Origin of the sequence: Paenibacillus camelliae, assembly GCF_023715345.1 — a bacterium.
Lineage (GTDB): Bacteria > Bacillota > Bacilli > Paenibacillales > Paenibacillaceae > Pristimantibacillus > Pristimantibacillus camelliae.
In genome coordinates this window covers 110,298-127,933 of sequence record NZ_JAMBNY010000001.1, presented here as the reverse complement: position 1 = coordinate 127,933, position 17,636 = coordinate 110,298, and the positions used below count along the sequence as shown (strand labels likewise).

17 protein-coding genes are annotated in these 17,636 nt (G+C 41.1%); 4 read left to right on the top strand and 13 right to left on the bottom strand.

Annotated features, from left to right (window positions below):
• Positions 1 to 85: 85 nt before the first annotated feature.
• The 6 genes from helD to M3180_RS00580 all read right to left on the bottom strand — a co-directional run bounded on the left by helD (position 86) and on the right by M3180_RS00580 (position 7,321).
• Positions 86 to 2,503, bottom strand: coding sequence for an RNA polymerase recycling motor HelD (helD, locus tag M3180_RS00605; protein ID WP_251665287.1), 2,418 nt, complete (start codon positions 2,501 to 2,503; stop codon positions 86 to 88).
• Between the two features lie 291 nt (positions 2,504 to 2,794).
• The gene (locus tag M3180_RS00600; RefSeq protein WP_251665286.1) at positions 2,795 to 3,502 is read right to left on the bottom strand and encodes an FAD-dependent oxidoreductase; all 708 of its coding nucleotides are present in this window, start codon (positions 3,500 to 3,502) and stop codon (positions 2,795 to 2,797) included.
• A 54-nt stretch (positions 3,503 to 3,556) separates the two neighbouring features.
• Complete coding sequence (locus M3180_RS00595) at positions 3,557 to 3,946, bottom strand: SRPBCC family protein (RefSeq protein WP_251665285.1); 390 nt, start codon at positions 3,944 to 3,946, stop codon at positions 3,557 to 3,559.
• The gene (locus M3180_RS00590) at positions 3,946 to 4,272 is read right to left on the bottom strand and encodes an ArsR/SmtB family transcription factor (protein ID WP_251665284.1); all 327 of its coding nucleotides are present in this window, start codon (positions 4,270 to 4,272) and stop codon (positions 3,946 to 3,948) included. Before M3180_RS00590 ends, M3180_RS00595 begins: the two co-directional genes overlap by 1 nt.
• A gap of 169 nt (positions 4,273 to 4,441) precedes the next feature.
• Positions 4,442 to 6,694, bottom strand: a complete 2,253-nt coding sequence (locus M3180_RS00585) for an ATP-binding cassette domain-containing protein (protein ID WP_251665283.1) — start codon at positions 6,692 to 6,694, stop codon at positions 4,442 to 4,444.
• Between the two features lie 84 nt (positions 6,695 to 6,778).
• The gene (locus M3180_RS00580; RefSeq protein ID WP_251665282.1) at positions 6,779 to 7,321 is read right to left on the bottom strand and encodes a hypothetical protein; all 543 of its coding nucleotides are present in this window, start codon (positions 7,319 to 7,321) and stop codon (positions 6,779 to 6,781) included.
• Between the two features lie 181 nt (positions 7,322 to 7,502).
• Here M3180_RS00580 and shc point away from each other — a divergent pair, with 181 nt between their 5' ends.
• On the top strand, positions 7,503 to 9,398 hold the full coding sequence (gene shc, locus M3180_RS00575; protein WP_251665281.1) for a squalene--hopene cyclase: 1,896 nt from the start codon (positions 7,503 to 7,505) through the stop codon (positions 9,396 to 9,398).
• A gap of 58 nt (positions 9,399 to 9,456) precedes the next feature.
• Entirely contained in the window at positions 9,457 to 9,795 is a 339-nt protein-coding gene (locus M3180_RS00570) for a L,D-transpeptidase (RefSeq protein WP_251665280.1), read from the top strand.
• 92 nt (positions 9,796 to 9,887) lie between these two features.
• On the opposite strand, the gene M3180_RS00565 is transcribed toward M3180_RS00570, so the two are convergent.
• Together M3180_RS00565 and M3180_RS00560 are read right to left on the bottom strand one after the other, a co-directional pair.
• The gene (locus tag M3180_RS00565) at positions 9,888 to 10,256 is read right to left on the bottom strand and encodes a hypothetical protein (protein ID WP_251665279.1); all 369 of its coding nucleotides are present in this window, start codon (positions 10,254 to 10,256) and stop codon (positions 9,888 to 9,890) included.
• A gap of 18 nt (positions 10,257 to 10,274) precedes the next feature.
• Positions 10,275 to 10,433 (bottom strand): YfhD family protein, encoded by a 159-nt coding sequence (locus tag M3180_RS00560; protein WP_251665278.1) that lies wholly within the window; start codon positions 10,431 to 10,433, stop codon positions 10,275 to 10,277.
• Positions 10,434 to 10,598: 165 nt separating this feature from the next.
• Here M3180_RS00560 and M3180_RS00555 point away from each other — a divergent pair, with 165 nt between their 5' ends.
• Positions 10,599 to 10,808, top strand: a complete 210-nt coding sequence (locus M3180_RS00555) for a hypothetical protein (protein WP_251665277.1) — start codon at positions 10,599 to 10,601, stop codon at positions 10,806 to 10,808.
• Positions 10,809 to 10,977: 169 nt separating this feature from the next.
• Here the strand turns inward: M3180_RS00555 and M3180_RS00550 are convergent, their stop codons facing one another.
• From M3180_RS00550 to M3180_RS00530, 5 genes are all read right to left on the bottom strand, one after another.
• Positions 10,978 to 11,958, bottom strand: coding sequence for an aldo/keto reductase (locus M3180_RS00550; RefSeq protein ID WP_251665276.1), 981 nt, complete (start codon positions 11,956 to 11,958; stop codon positions 10,978 to 10,980).
• A gap of 391 nt (positions 11,959 to 12,349) precedes the next feature.
• Positions 12,350 to 13,429 (bottom strand): AI-2E family transporter, encoded by a 1,080-nt coding sequence (locus M3180_RS00545; RefSeq protein WP_251665275.1) that lies wholly within the window; start codon positions 13,427 to 13,429, stop codon positions 12,350 to 12,352.
• An 85-nt stretch (positions 13,430 to 13,514) separates the two neighbouring features.
• Entirely contained in the window at positions 13,515 to 14,039 is a 525-nt protein-coding gene (locus M3180_RS00540; protein WP_251665274.1) for a helix-turn-helix domain-containing protein, read from the bottom strand.
• A 261-nt stretch (positions 14,040 to 14,300) separates the two neighbouring features.
• Positions 14,301 to 15,254, bottom strand: coding sequence for an N-acetyl-gamma-glutamyl-phosphate reductase (gene argC, locus M3180_RS00535; protein WP_251665273.1), 954 nt, complete (start codon positions 15,252 to 15,254; stop codon positions 14,301 to 14,303).
• Between the two features lie 279 nt (positions 15,255 to 15,533).
• Complete coding sequence (locus M3180_RS00530) at positions 15,534 to 16,721, bottom strand: YhgE/Pip domain-containing protein (RefSeq protein WP_251665272.1); 1,188 nt, start codon at positions 16,719 to 16,721, stop codon at positions 15,534 to 15,536.
• Between the two features lie 185 nt (positions 16,722 to 16,906).
• On the opposite strand from M3180_RS00530, the gene M3180_RS00525 reads away from it, so the two are divergent.
• The gene (locus tag M3180_RS00525; protein WP_251665271.1) at positions 16,907 to 17,521 is read left to right on the top strand and encodes a TetR/AcrR family transcriptional regulator; all 615 of its coding nucleotides are present in this window, start codon (positions 16,907 to 16,909) and stop codon (positions 17,519 to 17,521) included.
• The last annotated feature ends 115 nt before the right edge of the window (positions 17,522 to 17,636 follow it).

Below are 17,636 nucleotides of genomic sequence, written 5' to 3'. Positions count from 1 at the left end.
CTGAATAATAATAGCTATATCTAAGCCGAATCATTGATAGGAAAAGCCTTGACCAGTTTCGGCCAAGGCTTTAAGCATTAGATCTTCAATATGAACCTTTCTCATACAGTTTCTCTGGTAGTGCGTGCACGAACGGTGACCATTCGCCAATTGAGTATAGATGGAGTCGATGCATGGCCCGTGTACACGCGGTATACAGAAGCTTGCGTTCGTTCTCTTGACGATAGGATTCGGATGAAGCATCATAGACGAGGACTGCATCAAATTCTACCCCCTTGGCAAGATACACAGGGATGACCTTTATTCCCTGATCAAAGCCTTCGGTCTCCTTCGTAACGAGGTGCAATGGTTCAACGCCTTGGAATTTTAGCGATTCATAGGCCGCACGACTTTCGGCTGCAGTTTTTGTAATAATCGCGATAGAGCATAATCCTTCAGCCTTCAGCAACTCAATGTCTGAGACCATTAGTTGAACACGGTTTTCTCCATCCTCGAATCTCTTAAGAAGTGGTTTTGGACCTCTTCTGTCAAAAGGAATAATACTATCTCCTTCAGGAAGCATAGATTTGGTGAATTCTACAATTTCTTTCGTTGAACGATAGCTGCGTAATAAGCGAATAAGCGTTGTTTCGGATTCACCATATAGGTTAACAAGCTGAGAATTGGAAGAGTCTAAGCTTGTAGATTGCATAAATATCGCTTGACCGAAATCACCGAGCACTGTCATTCGCGCACGAGGGAATAGCTTTTTAATATATTCATATTGGAACGGTGAATAATCTTGCCCCTCATCAACAAACACATATCGTATGTCCTTGTTCATTCGGACACCTTCGATGAGTTCTTTTACATACAAATAAGGCGTGGCATCCTCGTAAAGTAACTTGTTGTGGAGCAAGGCTTCTTTAGTATGCTTGCATATTTCTGACCATAGAGATGGGACGAAAGCTGTATTTGTTCGCTCTAGATAAGTCGGTTCATCGACAAATAATTGAAGATAGATGCCTTTAATATCTACGAAAGAGAGCTTTCTCACGAATTTTCTTAATGGTTTGAAGTATTCTTTTACGATGCTGCGTCGCAGTTGAGTCTCCTCATTTTGCGCAAAGTCATAGTCGCTTTCATCCTTACGACGATTGTTGGTCACTATTTCACGAACTATAGCATACTGTTCGGCGATGTCTAATACTTCTCTATCTTTATGAAGGATTCCGAAGACTTCAGCATACTGCTCAGTGTCAAGGTAGTTTAGTTCTTCCTCCACCCAATTTGCGTTTCGCTCAACACGCTCTAACATGGCCAACTCATCTAGCAGCCATTCCTGCAACAGCATGATGCGATTGGAAAGCGATAGTGAATGGTCGTAGCTATAAAACTTCTCTTTCATTTGTTTTGCGGTAATAAGCTCTTGATCTCGAAAGTGAATCGATACAAAGCGCATACCTTCGCGTCCCAGCCACATACCATAGTTGTGTAAAGCGTTCAAGAAAGCCTCAGAAGCTTTATATTCCATTCCTTGAAGACGAGCTTCATATTCCGGCGTTCCTTGTTCGGTTAATACATATTCCATTTGATCAAAAGGGTCCTCTGCCTGTAGTGATGAACCTACCCAATAATTTAGGTATTCTTGAAAGGTTGTCTGCTGAATATTCTCTTCTCCTAGCTCAGGTAGAACGGTAGAGATATAGCTGTTAAACATAGGATTGGGTGAGAAAAGCACGATTTGATCGGCCTTTAACGTCTGGCGGTGTTTGTATAGCAAGTAAGCAACACGCTGCAATGCGGCAGACGTTTTCCCGCTCCCCGCAGCCCCCTGTACGATAAGCATTTTACCTTGTTCATTACGAATAATCGTATTCTGTTCCTTCTGTATCGTAGCCACGATCGTCTTCATCTGAGCATCGGCACCTTCGCCAAGCACTTGCTGCAGTAATTCATCACCGATCGTCTCATTAGCATCAAACATATTGATCAGTTGCCCCTGTTGTATCTGGAATTGTCGTTTCAGCTCCATGGTCCCTTCGATCTTACCTGCTGGAGTGTTATAAGACGCTTGGCCAGGAGTATGATCGTAGTACAAGCTCGCGATAGGCGTACGCCAATCATAGATGAGAAAGCTTAATTCGTCTTCGTCAATGAAGGAGGATACGCCAATGTAGATCTGTTCAATGTTCTCTTGTCCATCCTCGTGAAAGTCGAGGCGCCCAAAATAAGGAGATGAAAGCAAACGATTCATATTTTTCCATTGCTGCTGTAACTGTTTAAGTCCACGCTCGCGTTCAGCCAATAACGCGGACTGTTGGATAATCGTATAGAAGGTCTCTTCGAAATCTTCTTGTGTGCTGGTATTAATCGTAACTTCTTCCCAAAATCTTTTTCGGATGTCTGTAGCTTGATCTCTTAGTCCTGCAACCTCGGGTTCCAGTTCATTAATTCTTGCCATCAACTTGTTTCTGACCCATTTCAGCCGTTCCTGTTCTTGCTGCCATTCCTTCGCCTCCATGTGGAAACACACTCCTTATACCTTATTTTGGGAAATGCAAAGCGTGTTGACAAATCAAATCTGTAGTTGTATAATTAAGATATGATTAGGAAAACTATACGATTTTGTTTGATCTGAAAACGCCGCTATTGATTATATCATAGCGCTATTTTTGTTTCAATCTATTTTTAGCTCTTTTGATAAAGCAGTATGAACCCATTGTTTAGTGGTTAAACGTATGTAGCGTCAAGCAGCCAAAGAAGCCCCTTGAAATACTCAAGGGGCTTCTTCTATTTATTCTATTTGCGTTCATTAATACCCAAAAAAAGCATCCTTCTTAATATTGCGCTTTGGAATATTTTGATTTTTTACATAATTAGTGACATCGTCTACCATCGATTTTGGTCCTGCAATAAAATAATTGCCATTATCCTTATGTTTAGCGATAAACTTATCGATTTCCTGCTGCAGCTCATTCTTCGATTCCATATATGTGATACGTATCGATGTGTTAGTGGCAATTCTGTCTAGTTCATCTTTATATAGATGTGTGTTGTTGCTATCCATATAAAGTAGCTGAATGTCTTTCTGCTCATTACTACCTTCTACTTCTAATTGCTTTAAGATCGAACGAAAAGGCGTAATTCCAATTCCTCCAGCAATAAAGAGTGAAGGTCGAGAATCTGTTGGATAAAAAGCGCCTACAGGTCCGCCCATTTTTATACTCATACCAGGCTTTAGCTCGAGCAATGCCTGCTTGAATTCACTTGGTTCGCCACTAATCCGTGTTGTTATTCGTACAACATTCTCTGAAGGTGCTGATGCGATGCTGAACGGTTTTGTGCCGTTTTTGATAGACTTGTGAGTAACGCTTAACAAGCCATATTGCCCAGCATTCCAGGTTAAGCTCTTGTCTTTTTCAAACAGAAAAGTGTATACCTCATCTGCTTCCTTGTAGCTTTCTCGAAACCTTAATTCCTTCTTTTTGAAAACCGAGATCATATCTTTAATAAAACTCATACATCCCTCTCCTTAAGTTTATTTTCCCAAAATAAAACAGTAATCTATTGCAAATTACAAAGTCTCGAGCATTTTTTCTAGTCCTTCAACCATGCTAGACCAGCCATATTTCGCGCCATGGAAGGCTTGATTTTCTTTTTCAAATCCAGTTTGCACCAGCTGTAAGTGCGTTATCCCATTCTCTTCCTTTAACGTCCATGTAATGATCGTATTTATCGGTCCACCAACCCAGGTGTAAGACAATGTATAAGGCTCATCTACGATTAATACTTCACAATCTACCGTTAAATTAATTTGCTCATTACGGAATTGGCATTTGTATCCTACGATCGGTTTGAAGTTATTTTCCATGATCCATTGTGCAAGAGTACTTGAATCCGTTAGTGCATTCCATACCTTATTGATGGGACTATTAAACTGAAAGTTTAATGATAGCTCTGCCATTAATTATTCCTCCGATAAAAGTTTTTTAGGAGCATTACTTTTTCATTCCAGAATTTTTCGTAAAAGGACACCCAGTCTTGAATTTCTTGAAGGGGGGCTGCATTCAGACGATATCTTGTTTCTCTGCCTACCTTACGATCCGTTACGAGTTGAGCTTCTTTAAGTATAGTCAAATGCTTAGAAACAGCCGTACGTCCCATGTTAAAATGGGAAGTTAATTCATGCAGAGGAAGCTCCTCTGCATCAGCCAATAAACGTAACAATTCACGCCTCGTCGGGTCTGCTATCGCTATATACACATCACGCTCTTGTTTATTCTCGTTCAATTTCCTCCACCCTTTACCTAATTGGACACCAATCAGTGTCTCAATTATAGGACACCAATTGGTGTCCAGTAAAACTTTTTTTAGCACATAATAAATAGGAGACCCTGTGAATAAGGATCTCCAGTAAGGCTTATCTATTTAATCGTGGACGTAACCGTATTGACTGCGGTTATTTCAAGTACTTCCCTGTAATCGACTGCTCCGCACCAATGATCTGAGAAGGTGTGCCCTCGAACACGACCTGGCCCCCCTTACTACCTCCATCTGGTCCCATGTCAATGATCCAATCAGCTTGACTTATCACTTCAAGATTATGCTCGATGACGATAACGGTATTACCAGCGTCCACAAGTCGGTTCATGATCGCTAGCAGATGACCGATATCGGACGTATGCAGGCCTGTCGTGGGCTCGTCCATGACATAAATGCTGCCGTTCTTATGCAGCTCACTTGCTAGCTTAATACGCTGACATTCTCCCCCCGATAATGTGCTGAGCGGCTGACCTAGTGTAATATAATTCAGTCCCACATCACTCATCGCCTGCAGCTTGCGCTTGACTTCCTTCAGCTCAAAAAACTCTAAAGCCTGCTCTACTGTCATTTGCAGTACATCGGCAATCGACTTTCCATTCAGCTTGTACTCAAGCACCTCTTCCTTGAATCTTCTGCCTTCACATACTTCACAGGGCAGCTTCACGCTATCTAGAAATGCTAGATCCGTATACACAACGCCCAGTCCTTGACAATGCTCACAGGCTCCCTTGGAATTAAAGCTAAACAAGCCTGCACTCACCTTATTGGCAGAAGCGAATGCTTTGCGCACATCGTCCATAATACCGGTATAGGTTGCAGGATTCGAGCGGGTTGACACCCCTACCGCCGATTGGTCAATGACGATTGCGTCAGGGTGCTGACTAAGAAATATTTCATTGATGAGCGTACTTTTACCTGATCCTGCAACTCCGGTAACGACAGTAAGCACACCGGTTGGAATATCTACGCTAATTTTTTTTAGATTATGCAAGGTTGCATCCTTGATCGAAAGCTTGCCAGATGGCTGTCTGCACTCTTGCTTCAGCTGGAGCTGATGCTTCATATGGTTGCCTGTTAATGTACCTGATTCCAGTAAACCTTGATAGCTCCCTTCGTATACGATATTTCCCCCTCGACTGCCAGCATAAGGGCCGACATCAATGATATGATCGGCTACCTTAATAACATCAGGATCATGCTCGACCACAATGACCGTATTCCCTTTATCTCGCAGCTTCTGCAGCAATTCATTGAGACGATGCACATCTCGTGGATGTAAGCCAACGCTAGGCTCATCGAAGATATACGTAACATCAACGAGACTACCACTTAGATGCTTAACCATCTTGACGCGCTGTGATTCACCGCCAGACAAGGTGTCCGTCTGACGATCGAGTGTTAAATAATCCAGTCCGATATCGACCAGATGCTGCAATCGTTCCGTAAGTGATTTGATGATGGAGGAAGCAACCTCATTGTCAATCTCCTTCACGACTCGAATGAGCTGACCGACCTCCATTGCAGACATCTCAGCAATATTAAGTCCATTTATTTTACAGCTAAGTGCAGCTTGACTCAGCCTTGCACCGTGACAGCTGGAGCACGGTCCCTCGGAGATGAACGGTGTAACCGCTTTTTGGGTACGTTCTGACTTTGCTTTTAGATCCTGCTTTATGTATTTGTTAGTGAATTTCTCGATAACGCCTTCCACTGTAATATTCGTTGGCTTTCCTGCAAATTCTACTTTTACTTTTTTAGCCTTACCGTACAAAAGCTGTTCCAGTTCTTCCTCTGAATAGTCGCTTAGCTTCTTATCAGGGTCGAAGCCAGACTGTACGACCATTGACCAATCCCAGCCGTTTACTGCATAATCTGGCAGCATCAATGCCCCATCATTCAATGATTTTGACATGTCAATGGCTTTGTTCATGTCTACACCTAGCTTTCGACCCAGCCCATTACACTCAGGACACATGCCCTGTGGATCGTTAAAGGAGAACATATTGACATGTCCAATATGAGGTTGACCTATTCTGGAGAAAAGTAGCCTTAATATTGGTGATATATCTGTAATCGTTCCCATCGTTGAATGAGAACCGCCGCCGAGACGCTTCTGGTCCACAATAACAGCCATACTCAGGTTTTCGATCGCATCCGCGTCAGGCTGTGGATAGCGAGGTAGAAAATTTCGAACGAACATACTAAAGTTTTCATTCAATAAGCGTTGTGATTCTGCTGCAATTGTATCGAAGACAATCGAAGATTTTCCAGAACCAGATACGCCGGTAAAGATGGTGATTTTTCGTTTAGGAATCCATAGCGAAACGTTTTTAAGATTGTTCTCTCTTGCAGATGAGATAATAATATATTCTTGATTCGATTCACTCATAGTAACACCCTTTCTATAGGTTTGATTAGTTCGAACGATTATTATACCATTCATTGTGTATAATTCTAGAGGAATCTAAACCATTTATTTCATACGATATCTCGCATAGACATCATCCACAAATTGAACAACCTCTTCCTTTCTTGAAACTAAACTGTCGAGTTGCTCCTCTTCAAGATCGGAGAGTAATGTACCATTATATAGACATAATAAATGACCGTAGTTTAATGGTTTATTCACACCTACCATACGAGAAAGCTCGGCAATTTCATAGCCAAGCTGCTCAGGAGTTATTTGCATTCCAAGGCCCATAAAGATCTGGTCATATTCGCCTAACTCTATGGGCTTAGTAGAGCTTGAACCTGTAAAATATGAATGAATATAATGATCAATTCTAGCCGTGTACTTTTTCCAGGTGATGTCAGCTTCTATATCTTGATAATATCTCTTTTGTTCAGGATCAATTGAAAAGCAGCGCGGAATTGCAATCCAGTCTCGATACTCCTCTGAATGTAATACCTTCTGCATTGCTTCTTCTACCGTATTTCCTTCCAAGAGATAATGACGAGCAAGCGCGTTTATTCTTTCCGATAATTCCCAATCACGATTAATGATTTTTTCATCCATCGAACGGCCTCCTTAGCAGATTCAATAATACGGAGCACATAGATGAGGTTTACATATGTTGAAGCAGCTATTATACAGTATATCGAGAACTGTATAATATTGTAAATCTATTAACTTCACCTTCTATACATGAATTTGTCTTCGTTTCTATATAATTTATAAATTGCTTAGGAGGTGTAGCATGAATCCCGAACAAGTTCGAGAGTTTGATTTAAAAGCGGACATCAACCAATTAACTAGGTTTCTTATACAGCAGCAGCAAGCGGACGGTACTTGGCGTTTTTGCTTTGAGAATGGCACCATTATTGACGCGTATATGATAATTTTATTGCGAACATTACATTATGAGGACGAAGCATTCATTCAGCAGCTCCACCAACGAATTATAAAGGAGCAGCTGCCCAATGGATGCTGGAAGCTTTATGAGGATGAAGAGGATGGAAATTTAGCTGCGACGATCGATAATTTACAAGCGTTGCTGTTTTCTGGCTACAGCCAATTAAACGATGATAGCATCTTGAAAGCTAAACAGTTTATCCGCTCTAGAGGAGGAATCACTAACACGAAAGGTTTATTATGCAAAGCGATGCTCGCCATTACAGGACAGCAGCGCTGGCCCAAAGCTATCTCATCCATCCCTATGGAAATGCTCCTCCTACCTACTTATTTACCTATTAATTTCTTTGAGTTTTCAGGCTACTCACGAGTTCATCTTATCCCTATGCTTATTATGGCTAAGCAAGACTTCCACATCCAGTCTCCTTATCCACTAGATGACCTATTCGTTTCCCCTTCAACTCGTTATGAAGCTGAGGAATTCGAATCTGCTTCGTACCAACAGATGCAGGAGCGGATAGAAGAAGGTCGTAATCGTTTATTGGGTTCCTCTCTGAACGATATCGCCTCTGAAAAAGCGGTGCAATTTATGCTTGATAGAATTGAGGATGATGGAACATTGTACAGCTATGCAAGCTCTACGATCTTAATGGTTTTCTCTTTATTAGCATTAGGCTATGATCGTCAGCATCCAACCATTAAGAAAGCAATCGAGGGGCTTATACAGATGAGGTGTTATAGCTCAAGTCATACCGTTACAATACAAAACTCGCCATCAACGATATGGGATACTGCTTTGCTAAGCTATGCACTGCAGCAAGCCAACGTGAAAGCTAGTCATCCTGCTATCTTAAAAGCGAATTCATATATAGTAAACATGCAGCAGCACAAAAAAGGAGACTGGAGCGTACATAACGAAGGAGCAGCTCCTGGCGGCTGGGGGTTTTCTGAGTCAAACACGATCAATCCCGATATTGACGATACGACTGCGGCATTACGTGCGATCTATAGTATGTCTCAGGAAAATGAGTCCTATAAAGAAGCTTCAGTCTTAGGTCTAAATTGGGTGCTCTCTATGCAAAACAGCGATGGTGGCTGGCCTGCATTTGAGAAGAACGTAGATAATAAAATGGTGACGTGGTTAGCGTTAGATGGTGCGAAAGCAGCAGCGATTGATCCTTCGACGGCAGACTTAACAGGTCGAACGCTTGAATACCTCGGCCATTACAGTAAGCTTAAGCACGACAATCATCATATTCAGCGTGGCATTCGATGGCTAATGAACAATCAAGAGGCCGATGGCTCATGGTATGGGAAATGGGGAATTTGTTATATATATGGCACATGGGCAGCATTAACTGGCCTAAGTGCAGTAGGGATTACCTCGAGCGACAAACAAGTGCAGAAAGCGATAGAATGGCTGTATTCCATACAGAATCGAGATGGTGGCTGGGGAGAATCATGTACAAGTGATCGCCGCATGCAGTACACCCCTCTACATCATAGCACCCCCTCTCAAACGGCATGGGCATTAGATGCGTTAATTGCTATGCATGATCGACCGACTTCTGCAATTAACAGAGGTATAAAAAGGTTAATGGCATTAATTAATGAAAACGGTTGGCCTACGATATACCCTACAGGCGCTGGACTACCAGGTAACTTCTATGTTCATTATCATAGCTATCGATATATCTATCCCCTACTCGCCTTAAGTCATTATTATGAAAAATATGTATAAGCTTAGCCCAGTCATCCGCTCGTAGCTTCTCATATGAATAACTAGGAGGCTGATGCGGATGCCAAACTACAGAATCATTGTAGATCTTTCTGATAGGATGCTTTATCTTCTTGATTCCGATATCGTTGTACGAGGATTTCCAGTAGGAATTGGTAAGATGGTGTCGAAAACACCAGTTGGTGAATTCACCATCGTCAATAAACAGCGCAATCCTGGCGGTCCATTTGGTGCTTTTTGGATGGGTTTATCCAAACCACACTATGGCATACACGGTACGAATAACCCTGCTTCGATCGGTCATGAGGTCTCGCAAGGATGTATACGCATGTATAATGAGGATGTCTTGCAGCTAGCAGAAACTGTACCTGTTGGAACAAAAGTAACGATACGCCGGTGAGGGGTCACCGGCGTATCGTTATTTGTATGTCTGCTCTTACATATCGAATGCTAAAGCATATGATGTGGCAAAATTAGTGTGAACGCTAAGCTCTATATAAGCCCACCAGCCTGCTCACATATTTGCATCGCTTGCTGATGAACGCTTTCATCAACGACAACGGTCAGTAGTATGTCTCTCCCTGTTGGTCCATGATCGCCACCGCTGCTATAACCACTTGCGTCTGTACCGGCTGCCAATAATATTCCATCATCTCTACTAGAGATATCCGCATTAAGTGAAAGCGTGGCAAGGCTTGAAATATCTCCGGTAACAGGATTCGTAATACTGTTTAGTTCTCCTCCAGGATTTTTGGAGAAACGATCAATACTCATATCAATCGTGCCTAATGCTTCTAATTGTTTTGCTGCTTTTTGTGCTTCTTCCGGACTCTTAAAATACGCTAATATATTTTTCTCCAACTACTGCAGCCTTCTTTCTTACTCGTATTCGGAATCCTGTCTACGATCTGCTTGCTCCATACGCTCGAGTGCCTCCATATCTTCTTCGTCGGCTAGCTCCATCGAAAACTCTACATCCTCAATACCGTTTATCGGTAGCTTTTTCTGAGATTGATTTTGTTTACGCTTGTTCTCCATTTCTTTATCACCTCACAGCATGATTTTCGTTATTTTGTCCGTTTTTTATGTTTTTATGACGCTTATAAAGACACCAATCGTTGAATGCTTTAGACGTACATATTTATTGAGCTAAATTCAAAGGATATGACCGCAGTCCATTATTTTTAGAGGAGGAGTAATAGCATGAACAACCAACAAAAAAATCAAAATCAACAGCAAGCACAACAACAAGCTAATCAACCATTAAATAATTTAGCGCCGCTGAACAAAGAAGGAAAAGAGGCATGCAGTATCAGTAACAACGATACGAATTTTATTTTTAATGGTGGCGAAGAAATTACAGAATTTCAGCAGGAAAGAAAAATATTTAGTGAAAACAGACCAGCTGAATAAATAAATGCTCCTGATAAAGAGTCAGAAGTGTTCAATATGAATCATTGAATCACTCTCACTCTGCGAAATAAAATAATTGTTCGATTGAACAAAAACAGGTGAAGCAAGGAATTTACATTCTCCAGCTTCACCTGTATTATCTATTATCGTAAGCGACAAAACGCTTGATCTATAAAGCTCCAACGACTTTATGTGGTACATAAAGCTCCTCTAATGAAGCGATTTCCTCATCGGTCAACTTTAGAGTAATCGATTGTACGGACTCCTCTAGCTGCTCTATACTCGTCACTCCAATGATTGGAGCAGTTACGGCTTCCTTCTGAAGCAGCCAAGCAAGAGACACATGCGAGCGAGGAACTCCGCGACTCTCTGCAATCATCGTTACGCGGTCGGCAATCAATCGGTCTGATTCAGCGGTAGCACCGTATTTCGATTGTTGCGCTTTATCGGTTTTAGAACGATTGGTCTCCGTTGTCCACTCGCGCGCTAAACGCCCCGCAGCTAATGGACTATAAGGAATAACACCGATGTTTTCCTCTCTGCAGAGTGGCATCATCTCACGCTCTTCTTCCCGATAAATAAGATTCATATGGTTCTGCATGGACACGAAGCGAGTCCAGCCATTCGAATCGGCGACATGCAGCGCCTTAAGGAATTGCCATGCATACATAGCTGAAGCGCCTATGTATCTTACCTTCCCAGCTTTAACGACATCATGCAAAGCCTCCATCGTCTCTTCAATCGGTGTATGGTAATCCCAACGATGAATTTGGTACAGATCCACATAATCTGTTCCAAGTCTCTTAAGACTTTTATCAATTTCTGACATAATCGCTTTACGTGAAAGACCAACTCCATTCGGTCCTTCATGCATTCTGAAGAATACCTTTGTTGCGATAACGACCTCATCACGGTTCGCGTAGTCCTTCAACGCTCTACCGACAATTTCCTCACTAGCTCCTTCGGAATAAATATTGGCCGTATCAAAAAAGTTAATTCCTAGCTCTAATGCCTTCTTAATGATCGGACGACTGTTTTCTTCATTAAGCACCCATGGATGAGTCCATTTTGTGGCATCGCCAAAGCTCATACAACCGAGACAAATTCGAGAAACATCCAAACCAGTATTGCCTAGCTTTATGTATTCCATTTATTTACCTCGCCTTCTCACTATAGAATGATAAGATAAGAGTTCACAACAATTATCTCATATGGACAAATTTGTATCAACTTAATGGCCAGAGCAGTCAGTTAACTGAATTGTCACAACTATGAAGACTTTTCGAAAGAAGCGTATTCTTATATAAATTGATTGTTTATTTTGCTAAAATAGGAAGCAATCAATACCTAATGTATAAATACTTCTAGAGGAGGAAAATATAATGCTGCCAACGATTTTGGTTCTAGTTATGCTTTCCACATTTGCCTATCTTTTTGTTGCAGGTATAAGCATCATTAAGAATGACCCCCAGTAATACGAGATCGTATACATAAAAACGAGCGCATCTATAAACTAGATACGCTCGTTTTTATGTTTAGTGCTATAGGTTTTCCCATTTCTCCTTAAAGAACAACGTATAAACCTTGATCGCAATAACCTTTAGAATGAGATAGGCTGGTATCACAATAATCATAGCGATAATCCCACCCATTTTCCCTGCACCTAGTACAAGGATAATTGTAGTTAGAGGATGTATATTCAACTGCTTCCCAAAAATATAAGGTGCAATCAGATTATCCTGAATTTGCTGTGCTAGCAAAATAATGACCAGAGACCATATCGCCTTGGACGGTGAATCCACTAGTGCGACGATTACAATTGGTACTGAGGATAGTATTGCTCCAACGAATGGAATGAAATTTGCGATAACCGCAATGGTTGTCAGCAGCAGTGCATATGGCAAATCAATAATGATAAAGCCAATGTACATCAACACACCTAAAAAAACATTGACCAGCACTCTGCCGACAATAAAGCTGCTAAGTACTTTATCAAATTCCTCGAGCATTTCCTGTACATCGTTCTTAAAACGCGCTGGAGATCCATTAACAATGCGCGTCGGCAGCTTCTCGCCTTCCTTAAGTAAAAAGAACAGAATAATTGGTGTGATAAATAGTACAATGGTGAAATTGGACACGAAGCTCACTAGGCTACCGATATAAGCATTGATGCTTGATAGTCCTTTATTAATGTAGTTGGATACCGTCGACCAATCAAAGTCCGTAGCTGGGAAAATCGTTCGGAACATTTCCTGCTGCTGCAATTCTGTAATCTGTTTACCGATGGCATCAAAGAAGCTAGGTGCATTTTCTATCAAACTGATAAACTGTTTTTGCAGCAATGGCAGCATCGCGACGATGAACCAGACAATTAATGCCGAAAGTATTAAAAAGATGATGAGGATCGAAAAGATTTTTTTTATTCTGTATTTAGCGAGTAAACGAATAACGGGCCGCAACAGATAATAAAAAAATGCCGCTAACAGGATAGGAACGAAGATCACCTGAATCAATCCATACAAAGAGGTAAACAAGTAATCTACCTTAGAGTATAGAAAGACAATGACAAATATCAGCGCAACAAGCAAAGCAATCTGAATGGTTCGATTTAATTTGAACAAAGATATTACTCCTTTAACAGGTTATGTATGATGCAATGTGTTCAAGCATTACATACGTTTATATGCGCATTTGGTTTTATAAAATTTATTGTGAGTTCACCTGGACTTGTGTAGTCGACTGAAATTCTAGAGTAATATTGGCTCCCCCTGTTAAAGCATCTAAGGTTTGCCTGATCAGGAAGGAATATTTAGTTTGAAGCCACTCCATGGAAAATGGATTCGGACAACAAACGATGAGTGTTTCGTTTTCTAATCTTCCGGTTGCAGTTTGGAACCATGTCTTGTAGCTTTGTGCATTTATTTGTTTTTCTATTACTTTTAATACTTCACTCCATACTAACTCTGACGAATCTGAACTCGTTATTTCAGTCTTTACGACGTTCTCATCCGTTAGCCCTTCACTATGTCCTAACAATATTTGTTCCATCGTCAGGTTAAACAGTTTTGTGAGCCGTAATAACTGTTCAATATCAGGCAAACTCATCCCTTTTTCCCATTTAGATACAGCTTGATGACTTATGCCGAGCATCTCAGATAACTCTACTTGTGTCATGTTTTTATTCTTTCTACATTGCAAAATTCTCTCGCCGATTTTTTTATAATCCAGCATATACTCTCTCCTCTCTTACTCTGAAGAATCAGATTATACTAATTTCATCATAGCAAATTGAGCTATAAAGCTGTAGCGAGCGTTAGTTGAAGAGCTTTTGCAACTGTTAGTTGCTAAGATAAACGTATTAGAACTTGCACTATCGATATATTGTACAAAAATAGCTGCAAGAGCATTAACAGTAAATAGAATAGTTAGCATATGTGCCTATGATCACATAAAACGGCAGCCCACGTTCACCGGCTGCCATCGATTCATCAATCATTTTACTAAACCGTTGCATTCATCAAAACCGAGCATAAGATTCATATTCTGTATCGCAGCACCCGATGCACCTTTTCCTAAATTATCATAACGAGATATGATATTGATGTTGTCATTATTGCCGAATACGAAGATTTCCAAACGGTTTGTATGATTGCATGCCGTAATGTCGAATCTTCCATGATCGTGGTATGCTTCAGATTGAAATGGCATGACATGAATAAATGGTTCCGACGAATAGTACTCCGCTAAAGCCTCATGGATCTCTTGGGCAGTGGATTTTTTCGGTAGCATTCTGCTTATTAGCGGAATGGTCATTGCCATCCCTTGCCGATAATTTGCGATAACCGGTGTAAACAGCGGTTCATGCGAGAGTCCAGCATACATGCTCATTTCAGGTAAGTGCTTATGATCGAGCCGCAATGCATAATGCTTTGGAGCATGCAAAAGCTTTGACGCTATGTGCACTGGATTCTCATATTCCTCAATCCCACTTCTACCTGCACCTGAATACCCCGTTAGTGAATAGCACGATATTGGATAATCCTTTTGAAGTAAGCCAGCATCGATGAGTGGTCGAATGGTTAAGATAAAGCCAGTGGCGTGACAGCCTGGGACAGATACTTTAGAGGCGGCTCGAATGAGCTCTCGTTGACCTTTAATCTCGGGCAAACCGAACACCCAATCGTTGTCAGTCCTGAAGGCAGTACTCGTATTAATAACTCTAGTGTCTGTATTCTTAATTAGCTCGATGGATTCTCTTGCCGCAGAATCAGGTAGACATAGAAATACAAGATCAGCTTGATTAAGCAGCTTGCTGCGTTCCGTTGTGTTCTTTCTCTTGTCAGCATCTATGCGCATAACCTCTATGTTTGCTAGCTTTGATAAATCCTCAACAATCTTTAAACCAGTCGTGCCTTCTTGCCCGTCGATAAACACATTATATTTCATTCTCTCCCTCCAAACATGGTATACATATGTTCAATATTGCATAATTATACATTCATATGTAATTTTATTCAATTACTAATACCTTACTTATGCGCATGTAAGCCATACAGCAGTACATTACGTTTACCATGCTTCTATCTCACAAGAGAATTTTATTAATCGTGTTGTTGCTCACAACTAACAAACGGTAGCAAAGTTAATCTAGCTACCGTTTGTTCAAGTTCTATGAGTCCATTCATTTTTTAATACATTTACATGTATGCTGTCGTACAACCTTTGTTATTTACTTGTAGGTAGCGACAGTAACCCCGTCTTCTGCTTATCAGTCTTTTCCTTTCGAGCACTTGAAGCTAGTAGAACTACTGCTGCAACGGCTGCAATGCACCACATGACACGATATGCTAATGACATCCCTTCTCCACCGTAATACATGATCGTTCTTAGACCAGCTGCTGCGTAACGAAGCGGAGTCCATGAATATAGCCAGTCTTGAGTTGTTTGCGACATAAACTCAGGTGCCATATTTAACAATGGTAACGAGAAGAACAGAAGCAACACAAGTAAACCAATTGCCGGGAAACCGATCCAGCTTAACAGTGCTGATTGGAGGAGGAAAAAAGCAGCAGCTACAAGCCACAAGAACAACCAAACGTGCAAAGGATTACTTATATGCATTCCATACCAAGTATTGGCCATCCAAACCGTAAAGCCTGATGCAGCAGCAGTTAAGACCAATCCTACAATTAATTGTACAGTAACAACTGCGAATCTACGGTCGGTTGTTTGTCGACAATTTCTAACAGCTAAAAATAGGAAAATAGAGCATATCAAGCTTCCAATCCAAATTACCTGCGTCAAAATATTTGGTGCAGTGCCATTACCGTTATTACTGCCCACAGCATGGACGACGATCTCCTCTATATGGAACGGAGTTAATAGTGCTTTTGCAGTATGGATAGGCAATTGCTCTGCCTGTTCCCCTATTTGGCTCAATAGATTTTGAGAGATTTCGCTTTGCATCATATCCATCATTTGATTCAGCATAGTTTTAACTGCTGATGCAGCCTGACTATTCATTCCTTCATTAAGATATTGCTTAATTGTAGAAGGAACAGGTGAAGGAGATTGAATAGACAACACTCCTCTGCTGAAATCAGCCGGTATAATGAGGGCGCCATATACGTTTTGAGCTTCTAGCTCTGCTTGAACATCACTTTCGGAGTCCATTGTAATCCAGTTAATTGGTAGCTGATCCAATTCTGTAACCTTTTGCTTCACTAATTCACCCAATGCGATCTTTTCGCCCGTTGGCAAATCCACTGGCTGATCAAGCATGACAAGAGCTACCGGTAATGCTTTAGCTTTTGCCCCTAGTACTGAGCCCATCATCGCTAAACCAAAAATGATAAGTGCGACAAAAACAGCAGCTCCACCTATCCATAATATTTTCTGCTTCAATAAAGACAATTCCAACGCCATCCTTTCAATTTAATGAACATGTTGTTGATTATTAATCACACTGTCAATTATAATGAGCATAGGAAAAACATCAATAATCAATAAATCGCCGAGATGTTCAATATTCAACACTTTCATTGCTATCTGTTGATTGAAAAATAAATTCGTATTAAGAAATTTGCGAAAGGAATGTAATGATGACTAAAAAGACAGACTTGCGAAAGCTTCGAACAAGAAAGCTTCTTCGCCAAGCACTGGTTGAACTGATGCAGGAAAAAGGACTGGAGAAAATAACTGTTAGTGATCTTACGATGCGTGCTGAGATCAATCGTGGCACGTTCTATCTTCATTACAAGGATGTAACGGATCTGCTTCAACAATGTCAGCAACAATTGATGGATGAGCTCTCATTACTCGCGAATGAAATTCAAATCGATGAGCTGCTTAAAGCTGCAAAGCGTGATGAGCCGTATGAGAAAATTGTTGCCATACTCGAGTTTTGGTATGAGCATACTGATTTTAGTAAGCTAATGCTAGGCCCTAAGGGAGATCCTGCATTCGCAATGGGCATAAGGAAATTTATGCAGCAAAAATTATTTAATAAACTTACTGACTTTATTCCAGAGGATCAAGCCTCGAATATTAAGGTGCCAAAGGATTACTTGATTGCATTTATCTCGTCGGCCAATGTCGGTGTACTGCAGCATTGGTTTGAATCAGGTCAGCATCAATCACCGCGAGAGCTGGCACTAATTATGACGCGTCTTATTGCTCAAGGACCGGTTAAGGTTACTGGCTTACATGAATAAACATCCGCTCTATGATGATCATGCTCATGACGCGTGACCTAATCATCATGCTTAACATCAAAATGCCGAAAAGCTCAAGCTTTTCGGCATTCTTCATTTACTATGGTTTTATAGC